General features: G+C 48.5%; 11 protein-coding genes. 1 reads left to right on the forward strand and 10 read right to left on the reverse strand.

The window, feature by feature from the left end; all coding sequences use genetic code 11:
• Positions 1 to 93: 93 nt before the first annotated feature.
• Positions 94 to 414 (forward strand): flagellar hook-basal body complex protein FliE, encoded by a 321-nt coding sequence (fliE, locus tag MJ769_RS03330; protein WP_239234424.1) that lies wholly within the window; start codon positions 94 to 96, stop codon positions 412 to 414.
• Positions 415 to 483: 69 nt separating this feature from the next.
• Here fliE and MJ769_RS03335 read toward each other — a convergent pair whose 3' ends face one another.
• From MJ769_RS03335 to ispB, 10 genes are all read right to left on the reverse strand, one after another.
• The gene (locus MJ769_RS03335; RefSeq protein WP_239234425.1) at positions 484 to 1,245 is read right to left on the reverse strand and encodes a flagellar brake protein; all 762 of its coding nucleotides are present in this window, start codon (positions 1,243 to 1,245) and stop codon (positions 484 to 486) included.
• 189 nt (positions 1,246 to 1,434) lie between these two features.
• Entirely contained in the window at positions 1,435 to 1,734 is a 300-nt protein-coding gene (locus MJ769_RS03340) for an EscU/YscU/HrcU family type III secretion system export apparatus switch protein (protein ID WP_239234426.1), read from the reverse strand.
• Entirely contained in the window at positions 1,718 to 2,761 is a 1,044-nt protein-coding gene (gene fliK, locus MJ769_RS03345) for a flagellar hook-length control protein FliK (protein WP_239234427.1), read from the reverse strand. Before fliK ends, MJ769_RS03340 begins: the two co-directional genes overlap by 17 nt.
• Before the next feature lie 70 nt (positions 2,762 to 2,831).
• Positions 2,832 to 3,155 (reverse strand): flagellar protein FliT, encoded by a 324-nt coding sequence (locus tag MJ769_RS03350; protein ID WP_239234428.1) that lies wholly within the window; start codon positions 3,153 to 3,155, stop codon positions 2,832 to 2,834.
• A 203-nt stretch (positions 3,156 to 3,358) separates the two neighbouring features.
• Positions 3,359 to 3,892 (reverse strand): flagellar export chaperone FliS, encoded by a 534-nt coding sequence (gene fliS / locus MJ769_RS03355; RefSeq protein WP_320412143.1) that lies wholly within the window; start codon positions 3,890 to 3,892, stop codon positions 3,359 to 3,361.
• 15 nt (positions 3,893 to 3,907) lie between these two features.
• The gene (gene fliD, locus MJ769_RS03360) at positions 3,908 to 5,899 is read right to left on the reverse strand and encodes a flagellar filament capping protein FliD (RefSeq protein WP_239234429.1); all 1,992 of its coding nucleotides are present in this window, start codon (positions 5,897 to 5,899) and stop codon (positions 3,908 to 3,910) included.
• Between the two features lie 11 nt (positions 5,900 to 5,910).
• Entirely contained in the window at positions 5,911 to 6,324 is a 414-nt protein-coding gene (locus MJ769_RS03365) for a flagellar protein FlaG (protein ID WP_239234430.1), read from the reverse strand.
• 66 nt (positions 6,325 to 6,390) lie between these two features.
• Positions 6,391 to 9,234: a flagellin N-terminal helical domain-containing protein gene (locus MJ769_RS14490; protein ID WP_305854680.1), complete on the reverse strand. Its 2,844-nt coding sequence runs from the start codon at positions 9,232 to 9,234 to the stop codon at positions 6,391 to 6,393.
• 422 nt (positions 9,235 to 9,656) lie between these two features.
• Positions 9,657 to 11,339 carry a GGDEF domain-containing protein gene (locus MJ769_RS03380; RefSeq protein WP_239234431.1) on the reverse strand — a complete coding sequence of 561 codons (1,683 nt, stop codon included), beginning with the start codon at positions 11,337 to 11,339 and terminating at the stop codon, positions 9,657 to 9,659.
• A gap of 555 nt (positions 11,340 to 11,894) precedes the next feature.
• Positions 11,895 to 12,863: an octaprenyl diphosphate synthase gene (ispB, locus tag MJ769_RS03385; protein WP_239234432.1), complete on the reverse strand. Its 969-nt coding sequence runs from the start codon at positions 12,861 to 12,863 to the stop codon at positions 11,895 to 11,897.
• Positions 12,864 to 12,979: the final 116 nt, after the last annotated feature.

Here is a 12,979-nt window from a genome sequence, read left to right on the forward strand (position 1 = left end):
ACTGTGAAAAGCGAGAATATTCTGCTGCTTTTCTGACTCTTAAATTGAGAGTGCGGGTGATAACGTGCAAGTTACAAATAGTAGAGGTGAATTATGAAAGTCTCTGGAGTGGATAGTTTACTGACTGAAATGCGTGCTGCGATGATCTTGGCGCAGGGTGGGGCTGCACCGAAAGCCGCTACGGGTACAACGACAGATTTTGCCAGCGTGCTGAAATCTTCACTGGATGGCGTGGCTCAAGTGCAAAATCACGCCATATCCATGCAAAAGGCATTTGTGCGTGGGGATGATAAGGTTAGCTTGAGCGACGTGATGATAGATGGGCAAAAGGCGAACATTGCCTTTCAAGCTACTCTTCAGGTTCGTAACAAGGTGATCGCTGCCTATAACGATATTATGAATATGCAGGTCTAACACTCGTCGAGCACAGCATGAGATTGATGTAAGCAGTACCCTAAGCTGCATGGAGATGGTTCGTGCGTATTAACCGTGCGTCAGTCTTTCGCTTTGCAGATGGGTAAGGTAGCGTTGCAGCAGGATAGCCATCGTGCCATTCAAGTGGATGAATTCACATCCGGCACGTTTCTTGACTTCACCATTGTGCATGGTAATTATAAAAATATTTTTTACGAGTATAGTAGCAGTCAGCAAGCCAACATTCGGCAGTTGAATATTGCAGACTGAATAAACTTTTCCCGGCTGAAATTCGGTGTCGTGTTCTTCGCATACCAGAGCTACGCCCCCGCCACCGATATCCATGATGGTTGGGCAACACTTGAGAACGGGAGTGCCCGGCTTTGTTGGAATGACACAAGTGAGCGGTTTTTTCACGGGGACTAGCAATCGGAAATAATCGCGTCTCTGTATGTGCAACAGGCTATTTGGCATCGGCAAACAAAAAGTTTTTTTATTTTTAAAACAAGTGCTCTCGATGCTGTGTGCTACGAACTGCACTTTTACCTGAAGGTATGAACTAACGAAGATTATTTTATTACTTGCTAGAATACGCAGATTGTCTGTTTCTCTGGGGCTTACATCAAGCCACACATTTTGCTCGTCAACGCCGAGCAGTGAGGTCATGATGAAATCATTTTCATCATCGTAGTAAAGTGCCGCGAGTGATCTGGTTCGCGCAATGCCGCGCAGGATAGACTGAATTTCAATATTCGAGTGTATGCGGAATTCACTGTCCTCACCATCGGAAAGCAGTTCTATTTTTAACGGAATTTCTTTTTCTTTGGCCATGCAGCACCTAATCAAAATTTATACACACTTTAAGTATAGCGATACTTTTTTTCGGCTATGCCTAAATTAAAGGGGTGTTTTATACGCTTCAAACGGTATTATCAAGTGAAAAGTTTCGCTACGACCAGAGTAAAGTTGCGGCGTTTGATAAAGAGTTGGATTCAGGTGAATCCGCCGATGGTGTAACCGTTACATTTTTTGATCAGATTTTACATTTGCTGGAATTTCCCCATGCTCCAAGCGGTATAGCCAAGCTAGTAGTTCCGCCACAGCCAGATAAAGCTGCGGTGGAATGTGCTGATCCAGTTCAACCTGCATCAGCAATCCTACCAAATCCTCCGATTCATGAACAAACACGCCATTTTCTTTGGCGCGTTTGATTATAGCTTGCGCGATTAAGCCACGCCCCTGCGCCACAACTTTGGGAGCAGAATCGTGCCCGTTATAAGCCAGTGCGACAGCCATTTGGCGTTTATCGGGTGGATTCATGTTGCGTGACTAGCGTACTGATAATTGGAATTCCCTGATCAGACATGATGGTGACCAATTGCGAACTGGCATTGCCTAGGGTAGTACGTGTCGCCGTTGTATCTGCATTCAGAGTTAGGCTCAGGCCTAAGCTATTGAAACTTAATGTGGCGGAAACCATGCCTAGATTGGGCAGGTCAAGATGGATTTGAGTGGTCCATTGCTGCTGGTTTTCATTAGCAGGCGTTTGTGAGGTTTGTTCGTGAATTTCCCATTGCATGGTCTGGTTTGGCCAGATGTTACCTTGCCATAGCACCTGCCGTGCTTCAAGGGCATTAAATTGTTGCTGTACAAGTGATTGTAGATGTTCAGGAATAATAGGCATTTTCCCTTCCGTTGAAGCTGCCGTATCCATTCGACTTGCAGGGGATATATTGCCGCCTAGTATGGATGATGGCTCCTTGTTTGTTGATGGATTGGATCCTGCGGAATTCTGCGGTTCTTGCAAAAGCTGTTCAGTGCTACGCGCTCCCTGAAGCCATTGAGCCTGGTGTGATTCGTAGAAAAGTCCGCTGTTACCCAAAGTCGCCTGTAACAATCCGGCCAATTGCCCGCTTTGCATGGTCTGCGGTGTTATCAATAGTGGCGTGCTTTGCATCGCGTGCATAGTGTTTTTTTCGCGTGGTTGCTGTGACAGGGAAGACAGCAGTCGCGCAATCGAACTTAATTGCTCATTTGTGGATACTGGGTTAGTTGAAGCGGACATACTGAAGGTCAGGCGGGGGGTGGTGGCGATGACTTGCAGCTTTATTGTGTCGCCAGTGCGGATAAAAGCAGGAAGCGGCATTTTGGTAAGCTGGTCACCAATACGCACATTAAACACTCCGGGGGATACCTGGGTTTGCACAATGCCCTGAATTTTTTGTCCCGGCTCAAGCTGACCAGTTTTGGACGTTACATCAGCTGTAGCAGCCGGGAGTGTTTTTTGTGCGAATGCAAACTCTTTGAGTATGTTCTGAAGTTTGACAGGCAAAACGTTTATTGGCATGTTATGCAGAATATCGCACTATTACGCAGCATTTCTGATGCACGGTCATGGCCGCGCGCATTATCAGTTGTTAATATTCACTGGAGTAGGACTGCTGCAAACGGATTTCTTGTCCCGTGCTATGCATGATGCGCTGTAATTGAGCCATCCATGGTTCAGTCTGATTGCGGATTTCCGCATCGTCCGCAAGGATTTGTCGGATCAATTGCACTTTTCGCAATCGCGTATTTTCGTCAGGCGAGATGCCAATATCTTGATTTTTCATGATTTCTACATGCCGACTACACTTTTTCTCTAATTCCACTAACTGATCCCAATGGCCGTGTGTGGCAGCTACGCGCATCTGAGTGGTGATTGATGAAAGAAATTCGTAATTTTCGATGGCTGGATTCATGGCTTATTTCCTTCAATTTTGGTTTGTTGATCGCGGCACTGTGTCGCGATCATTTCGATATACCTGCATATTGTAGATGCAATCAAGCACATTTTTTCAAAAGATTGGCTAGAGTTTTGATTGCTTTAGCTTGGTTCCCATTGCTTTTATCATCTTTGTTCCATAATACCTGAGGGGAAGGGCTAATAGATATTTGCTCAGTGCTAGACACTTCCGTAAGTTGACATTGCATGTCTGCCGATTGCTGACTGTGGCGCAGTTGTTGTTGCCTGGACGATGAATGCTTGTGACTTAACAGCAGGAATAACGTTTCGTTGGCCGATGGTAGTGGTGGCAGGCAAGGCAGTAGAGACTTCCGAACGAATACTTTCCCACGCACCTTTAAGATCGGTCAATAATTGGTTCACTTCGTCCAGAATGCCAGTATCATTTTTCAGGTTGGCATGTAATAGACGCTGGTTCATATAGTCATACAGGGAAAAAAGATTCTGAGCCAGTTCACCACCAGTTTTCATGTCGAGGCTGGCTTTCAGTCCTCCGTCAATAATCGTAATAGCCTTAGAGATAGATGCGCCTTTGGCGGCTGTTTCCTTGCGCAAAATTTGGTTCTTGGCTGATATTGTGGCCAGTAATGCGCCTTGATATAGCATCAAGATAAGCTTGTGTGGATCCGCCGCATTCACACCTGATTCGATATCAATTTTGTTATAGGCATTGATTGCAGTAGTGGACATCATGGTAATTCTCCTAAATTATAGATTGGCGAGTTGTGCGAGTTGTTGCGTTAAAAATATGCTGGTTTGGTTCATGCTGCTCAACAAAACATCCAGTGCGGTAAATTGAGCGCGAAGACGCCTTTCGGTGCTGACTAAACGAGTTTCCATAGCATCACGGCGGTTACCTATATCCTTAATGGAATTGTTAATGCCATCCGTTTGATTGGCAAGCACGCCGTTGTTGTTCAATATTGAGCTTGCAAATTTTTCGAGTGTAAATGCAAAGCCATTTGAAAAATTTAACTGGCCTCGGTCGCCTAATGCCCCCCCGTTAACGGTGATACTCAAGCCTTGCGAGCCGATTAATGTTTGACCGGAGCCAGTGCTGCTTACGCCACCGATGGATCCCGCAACGTTTACCCCAGCGAGTTGTGTCGGATTCGCGCCAAGCAAGTCGCTGGCACCTATCCCGCCGATAGCAACGCTTGAGCTTGAGCCATAGCTAGACGAAGTGATCGAGAACACACCACTGCTTTGCGCAACCGCAACTGAAATGCCTGCGGTGCTAAACGCGGTTGCACCATTGATCTTGGCTTGTAATTCGGCAGCCAATGTTTGAGAAGTAAAAGTCCCGCTATCCAGGATAATTGAAGCGCTCACACCATTAATAACCACATCCAGCGCATTATTTGCGCCTGTAATAATCGTGTTGGCGGCACTATTTCCGAGAGTGTAGCCTTGTGTGGCAATTTGGGTAATATTCACTGGAAAGCTACCAGGCTTGGTGCCGCTGGCGGCGGAGTTAAAGGTAACTAAACTATCCGTTCCTTTGCCGACGGAAGCAAATAAACTGGCAATGTCTTTGATATTGCTGGCTATTGCACTATTTAGTTTGTCATTGTCCAGCCCGAGGGATCCGTCTTTTTGGAATGAAATGCCTATTTGTGACAACGTGGACAGCGCGCCAGAAGCCCCTACGACTGGAGATCCGAGCGCGCTTCGCATCTGTGATTGCAGGGAACGCACGGTGCTATCGCCCTGCAAAATGGCCGCTTCTCCGGTTGCTGGGTTGTAAGCAGAAAGATCACTCAGTGTTTTGCTAAAGTCGTTGTAAGCTTGCACAAAGCTGGAGGCCGCTTTACTTATAGCGGTCGTGTCAGGAGCCACGGTTAACGTTGTCGGTGTTGTGGTGGTGTTTTTTAAATTGAGTGTAACGCCCTGTATTACATCGAAGACAGAATTGGAGGTCTTGCTGACTGATACGCCATTCACTTTGAAGTTAGCATTTGTCGCGGTAACCGTCTCGGACAAATTTTGTGTAGCCGCAGGATCGTGCGCTAACAGATTACTTACTTCTGCATCGCCGCTTACGGAAATTTTCAGATTGTTACTGACGCCTTTAGTGTCTGATGAAAGTGCAAGTCGAAATGGTGTGCCACTGCCGTCATTGATGATGGTCGCTGTGACTCCAATTTTGGCGGCATTTATGGTATCGCGTATGCCTTGTAGCGAATTATTACTGCTGTCTATGGTAATACTTTTGGTGCCATTACCGTTTGAGCTAAACGAGGTAACACCGGTATATTTTTTGGTTTCCGGATCCAGCGTCCCACCGTTGATGGTGCCGAAATCAAAAGTAACCGTAGTTTCAGTGCCATCGCCGATGGCGGCAGTGCTACTGGTTTGACCCGTGGCAGCAAGTTGCTGTGACTGAGCCAGGCTGTTTACTTCTAAAGAATATGTTCCTGCAAACGCAATACTACTGGCGGTAGCAGACAAAACAGTGTCATTGGAAGAAGTGGCATTAAGACGGATAAACTTGCTCGAGCTGCTCAAATCCTGCATGGTAGTTTGAAAGCTGGCCATGCCCCCTTTTATGCTACCGTAGGCAGTAAGCTTGGTTTGGTAGCTTGCTTCCGTAACAGCGAGTCTGTCGAGTGGTTGCCGCTCGACCACCATCAACTGACTTACAATGCTATTTACATCAAGGTTGGTTGATGAGCTAGCTGACGTGGTTGAGGTTACCATGATCTGTCTCCTTAGGCCTTTTGTTCCAGTAATAAGCCCTGCTGAAATTTGCCTATTGCACTAGCAATATCCAACATTTGTTCAGAGGGAAACTGGCGAATCAAATCACCCGTTTCTGTATCTATCAATTTAACTATTGATTTTTGAGTGTCCGCGTCTACACTAAACTCCAAGCTCTGGTTTGACTGCTGCAGCGCTTTGTTGGCATCGTTGACCACGTTTTTCAACTGGGCAAGAGAGACGGGTTGCTCGGCAACCTGCACTGCTGATAACTGAGGTGGCGCAGGTGGTCCAACAGATTGGGCGGCGCTATTAGAGGGAGGGGCGGAAACGACAACAGACTGGCTATTACTAGCGAGTCTATCGTTTGAAACTTTGGCAAGCGGTGAAGCTTGAGCCAGGTTACTAGAAATTTGGGGAAGCATTTTGTTCTCCTTTCTTGTTACAAGTACCGGCCAAATTGCTTTGGTCGGTACTTATCGTTTAACCTTTTATCTCAACAGTGATAATACGGTGTTTGGCAACTGATTCGCTTGTGCCAGCATCGCCGTACCTGCTTGTTGCAGGATCTGATTACGGGTTAGAGAGGCAGTTTCCATTGCGAAGTCGGTGTCCTGGATACGGCTACGGGAAGCCGACAGGTTCTCGATGGACGAGGACAGGTTGGCAACCACTGAGCTGAAACGATTCTGAATCGCACCCAGATTCGCGCGTGAGGTGTTCACCGTGGATAAAGCACCGTCAATCGTAGCCAAGGCGGCGGTCGCCAAGGCAGCGGTGGAGATGTCGATTTGCGAGAGTGCGGAAATTGATGTTGAGACAGACGCTGTAGTGGTACCAGCAGTAAGTCCAGCATTGCCAACCGCTGCGCCGCCGATCACGATACCGGCTTCGCTGATGCTGTTCAAATCAATCGAGCCGTGGTTATTAGTGGCAACGGCTGCTACCCCAGCCAGTCCCGCTGACGCCTGCGTTCCCAGTTGAGCTGCGGTAAGTCCGGTTTGAGTGACCAGTAACGCCTTGTTGGCTGCAGCAGTAGTTGCATCCGCAGCTGTACCACCGATATGTAAATTCAAACCGCCGGCGGCAGTTCCTGCCGTGATGGTGAGTTTCCCGTTAACGTCTGCTGTCGCCGTGCCGTTGACAGCAGCGCCACCAACAGCACCAGCCAGCGCGGAATTGATAGCTAATGCAATCGCATCGCCGTTTTGTTTAGCTGTGTTGCCGGCAGTCAGCGAAATAGCGCCGATGCTGATCGACGTGGTACCAGACGTCGCAACCAAAGTGCCTGCGGCGATAGTGGTGGTGGCTGCGCCGCTGGCAGCAGCGTCAAGGCCACCCACCAGAGTTCCTCCTGGGGTAGCGCCGATACCGGCAGTGGCGATAGTGCCTGCTATCGAAGTCACCAATGCCGATGCCTTCGTTCCTAGTTGAGCAGTGGTGAATCCGGTCAGGGTAGACAGCGTGGCTCGGTCGGTCGTGGCAGTGGCTGAATCAACTGCCGTACCACCCATGGCGAGCGTGTTGACGCCATTTGTACCTGCCGTGAACGTGATGATGCCAGCACCGTCTGCAACTGCAGAGCCATTGGCGGCGGCCCCGCCCGCTGCAGCGACAAACGCAAGATTCATTGCGGCTGCAATTGCGTCGCCGTTTTCTTTGGCCGTGTTCGCAGCGGCCAAGGTGATCTGTCCGAAGGTGATCGTACCAGCTGAATTGACCATCGTCAGCGCACCGGCGGCGATCACTTTTTCTGTACCTCCGCTGGCAGCCGCAGCCGCAGCCGCAACTTTTGTTCCTGCTGCGGCGGTAACAGAGCCATCTACCTTTGTTACTGCCACTTCACCTATCGTTCCCAATTGAGCCACAGTGAAGCCGGTTCTGCTGCTCATGGTAGCTTGATTGACCGTAGAGGTTGCGCTCATGCTGAGCTGAGCTTGAGACGATCCCGCTGTGAGGGTGACGGCTCCTGTTGTCCCATTTACCGTCGCAACGCCGTTGACCGCCGCGCCGCCCGCTGCGGCTGTCAGCGCGGTATTGAGCGCGAGTGCAATTGCATTACCGTCTTCTACTGCAGTGTTGGCGCCACCCAGCGAAATGGTACCGACAGAAATGGTGCCAGTACTCGTAACGACATTTAAGTCACCCGCAGCGATAGTCAAAGCAGTAGCTGGAGATGATGGCGCAATGCCCGTGAGCGCCCCTGACGTGGCGGCGGTGGCTGCGCTGGCTGTTGTGCCGTTTGCCACTGATATCACTGCTGTACCGGCAGTTGCTTTTGTCCCGACATTGTTAGAAGCGAAACCGGTCTTGGTCAGGAACGTAGCCTTGTCTGCCGCAGCTGTTGTAGTGTCAACTGAGGCGCCGTTCAGGCCGATGGCGATATCGCGCCCATCGGCTGCGGTCAGGGTGACCGCGCCGGAGGTGGCATCGGCCTTGGCGGACACACCGGTCTGAGTGGACACGTTATTGATCGCGGCGGCCAGATTGGCGCCCTGACCGGCTGCACTGCTGCCGGCAACGACTGTGCCGACATTGACGCCGTTAATGTTGAAAGTGTTAGCCGCAATTGCGGTGAACGCAGTTGCAGCGGTACCGGTGACGGTTGCGGCATTAGAGGTTGCAGTTACACCGGAGCTGGTGGACACGGCATTGATCGCTTGGGCAATCGAAAACGCACTGTTGGTACTTTGACCTGGCAAAGGCCCTGCCACAGAAGCCCCTACTTGTTGACCATTCAGGGTCAAGTCACCGGTACTCAATGCAACAAGCGATGAGTTACCAGTCACCGATGCAGAAACCCCCGTCGCTACGCCTCCCAGTTGTGAGGTGCGGGCGCTGGAGATGGATGAAATCTGGATGTTGTCGTTGGAGGTGCTGTTCGCGCCGACTTGGAAGTTTTGCGCGATAAACGAGCCGTCGAGCAGCTTCACGCCGTTGAACGTGGTGTTTTGCCCGACGCGGTCAATTTCGGAAAGCAGCTGGGTCACTTCGACCTGTAACGCGGCGCGGTCGGAAGCGCTGTTGGTGGCATTGGCTGACTGAATGCTTAATTCACGGATACGTTGCAAGTTGTTGGTTACTTCAGACAGCCCGCCTTCAGCGGTTTGTGCCAGTGAGATGCCATCATTGGCGTTACGCGAGGCTTGTTGGCTACCACGAATCTGGGAAGTCATCCGTTCAGAAATTGCCAGACCCGCAGCATCGTCTTTAGCACTGTTGATACGCAGGCCAGAAGACAGACGTTGCAAAGATGTTTCCAGTGCACTTTGTGATCTTGTTAGATTACGTTGCGAATTGAGAGAGGCAACGTTGGTGTTAATTACTGCAGCCATGATAGTTCTCCTTATAACTGGTTCGTTTGCGGCATTGTTGCCGATTACTTCGGTTGTCTTCAGATTGCGCTTGACTAATCAACCTTAGTTGCACCAGTTAACGGAAAGAGCGGAAAAAACTTTAGGGAACACTTGATTTTTTTTATGAAGTGTAGTTGTTTTAGGGTAAGTGGGCGGCCGTATTGTTTGATGATGGACTTTATCCGTGTGTGCTTGGTAACTTTATGGCACTTCTAAAGTCGCACATTCAGAAGTGCCATTGTATTGGCACTTGCGGACACCTCTAAAAAACCAAACTTCGCCTCATAACGGTGAGAATTTTTCCTCAATTTCCCAAATTTTCGCTTCGAAATCATAAGTCCGACAGGCTCCTGGAAAATTGAATTTTTGAGGTGTTCCTGGAGATGTGTTCCTGGATTTTATTAATCGGCCGCGAATACACGATTTTTACCAGCCCGTTTAGCTTTGTACATGGCGCCATCTGCTCGCCCGATTGTTGATTCAGGTTCTTCGCCGCTAGCATGTAATGCGACCCCTGCACTAAAGGTAATTAGCTGTCGTGCATTGTTATACAGGAAATAACTTTTGGTAAGCTCACGCTGTAGGCGGGTTATGGTCGCCATTGCCTCTTCCAAACTGGTATCTATCAAAATAATTAGGAATTCTTCGCCACCATAACGTGCCACTTCATCGGTCGGACGCAGAGCATTCTTAACTACTTGAGTTAAATGAATGAGAGCCTCGTCACCACCCTGATGACCCAAGGAGTCGTTCAGTTGTTTGAAATTATCAATGTCGAGTAGTGCAACACTAACGGGCGTTTTCTGGCGCTCAGCGCGTTTAATTTCGCGATCCAGCACATCATCAAGTCCACGCCGGTTGAGTGCGCCGGTAAGTTTGTCTTCGCGTACTAATTCACTTACATGTTCCAGTTCTTGCTCTAATTGTTTGACACGCTCTTCGGCAATTTGCGCCTGTTGTCGTGTGCTGATCAGCTCTTCATGAGAGCGCATTGAACTAGCTTGGATGATGCGCGTATCTTGCATTATGTCATCCAGGATACGGCTTAATTCAGTGATGTTATCTGTCTGCCCGATTTTCAGGCTATAACCTTCAATTTTAGTGTGATATGCGCCCGTGTCATCGGTCATTTCGCTCAGACGATCGATGAAGCTGGTCATCAGGCTTTTAAGTGTGATCTTGGCTTCGATCATGTTTTGCTTTAGCAAGCTTTGCTTGATGATCGTGCTGCGCAAATTGCGTTCTGCCGTGGCGATAGTGTGTTTGCTGACTGGGTGCTCGATGATTGCCTGTAGGCTAAGAATCTGGTCATGCAGCCATCTGTCTTCGGTCACCAGTTCGCCGACGTTTTCCACCACTAGGCGAAACAGGCGCATCAATCCTTCCTGAATGAAGAAATGGTCTTTGTAGCTTAATTTCAGATTGGCCCAGAACTTGCGTAATTGCTTATTCAGCTTAATGGCTTGGCCATAATCGTTGGTGGTGCGCGCTTGTTGCGGCAATGACAGAAGTTCAATCTTCAGATCGGGATTTTCGCAGTGTGTGGATTCAAGAGATTGCGCTAGCAACTCACGCAGCTGCTCTACCAGTTTAATGTCTATGGTAGCGACAATAGGCGTGTCCAGAATGTTTTCTGAGGCAGGGGAAATAGAAATTTTCTCTGCTGCTGATTCCATAGTTGCCGGTATTTGCTCATTAGGACTGGGCGTAGCTGCCACTCCCCAGGAAGCTATTAACAGCTGTAGCTTAGAAAATAGAACATCAGCATCATTGTTGAATTTGTTCAGCACGGTTCCCACGCCTTGTTTTTTGCGTGTGAGAGTGACGCCTTTATGCGAGGCATCCATTTGTGTGAGCAGGTCATTGATCAGCTTCGGCCACGCTAGTTTTAGTTTGTCGTCAATCGATTCCTGAAGAGGTTGCGCATCCAATGCCACAGTTTTGTCCGCGCTATCGGCCGCTGGCTTTCCGCAAATTTCCTGATACAGGCGCGCATAATTGTCCGGCGTAGGAGCAATCTTGCGTTCGGCCAAGGTGCTCAGGGTTTTTCGTGCGATTTGGGATGGAGTAGTGTCATTAGTCATGATTTTAGTTAAAAACTAAGTAAACGAAAATTTTGCTTTCTCACTGTTCCCTCTGTCGAATTTGAGAGAATGTTTGCGTTATCGTGCGAGATTAAATTTAAATCAGAAGGCGTCATAAAACATTGTTGGTCATCATTAGAATGGAGCACATTGTAGGGTATGCAGTGGGTGCTTTAAGCTATGATTAAAAGCTGTTTTCCATTGTAATTCACCCCGGCTGCTTTATAATTTCGCATGATGATCTTGCAGCAGTCTAATTTAGGGGAAAACTCAAGGGGCCATTTTTCTGCTAGGGAGAGGAAATGCTAAGGAATGTGTAACAGTAAAAATTTGGTTGCTATGTTCGGGATGACTTACAGGTGCCTCTAAAGATCGCAATTTTGCGAGCAACCACTTTGCAGCTTGCCTGCTAACCCCGTTTCGTCACAATATGGCATTACTCGAAAAAATTAGCGATTACATGTCAGTTATATGCCGTGCTAAAATTTTTGCTCATGCCTTGCCTTGCTTAGATACTTGAATTTTTAGAGGCGCCCTTACCTAAAATTAGCCTAATCAAAATTGCCGTGTTGCGGCGAAATAAGCTAATTGCAGTAGAGAGTGTTTGTAAGTAGTGTCGGGCAAAATAGACAATGCCGCGCATGCCGCATCTGACTCTCTTTGTGCTTGTTGCCGAGTAAACTTAAGGGCGCCGGTTTGTTTTATTACCTGTAATACTTGGGCAAAACTTTCGATGTTGCCTTGCTCGATGGCTAGCTTAACTACAGCAGCCTGACTGGCGTCACCATGCTGCATGGCATAAATAAGCGGCAGTGTAGGCTTGCCTTCAGATAGGTCGTCCCCTAAGTTTTTGCCAGTTGCTTGTTCATCACCAGAATAATCCAGAATGTCGTCCACCAATTGGAATGCTGTTCCTAAGTGCATACCATACTTTGCCACAGCTTCTTCGGTGGCGGTATCAACCTGTGCCAGAATAGCACCCAGACGCATCGACGCCTCGAATAGCTTGGCTGTTTTGCAATAAATCACGCGCAAATAACTGGTGGTATCCACACTCGCGTCATGACAACTTAGCAATTGTAATACTTCACCTTCTGCAATAGTGTTGGTAGCGTCTGCCAATGTTTGCATCACACGCATGTCATTTACTTCCACCATCATTTGAAAAGCTCGCGAATATAAAAAATCGCCAACTAGTACACTCGCTGCATTACCAAATAGGGCGCTGGCAGTTGCTTGCCCACGGCGTAGCTCTGATTCATCCACCACGTCGTCGTGCAGCAACGTGGCGGTATGAATGAACTCCACTACCGCCGCCAGGCTGTGATGATATTCACCAGCGTAACCTAATGCATTGGCGGATAACACCACTAATGCCGGGCGTAGCCGTTTGCCGCCATTGTTGATGATGTACTCGCTCATCTGATTGACTAGTGCCACATCAGAATGCAAACGGGTACGGATGATCCTGTCCACAACGGACATATCTGAGACAAGAGATTGTTTTATGGTTTCGAACGGCACAACAAACTCCCGATGATGGTAATGAACATGAAATACTACGATGGTATGGATTGTACAGAAGCCGTGTCAAGCAAACATGATTTTGCGGTAGCATTTTTGCATGGAATCACGTGCCG

The sequence above is a fragment of the Candidatus Nitrotoga sp. BS genome (assembly GCF_927797785.1).
Lineage (GTDB): Bacteria > Pseudomonadota > Gammaproteobacteria > Burkholderiales > Gallionellaceae > Nitrotoga.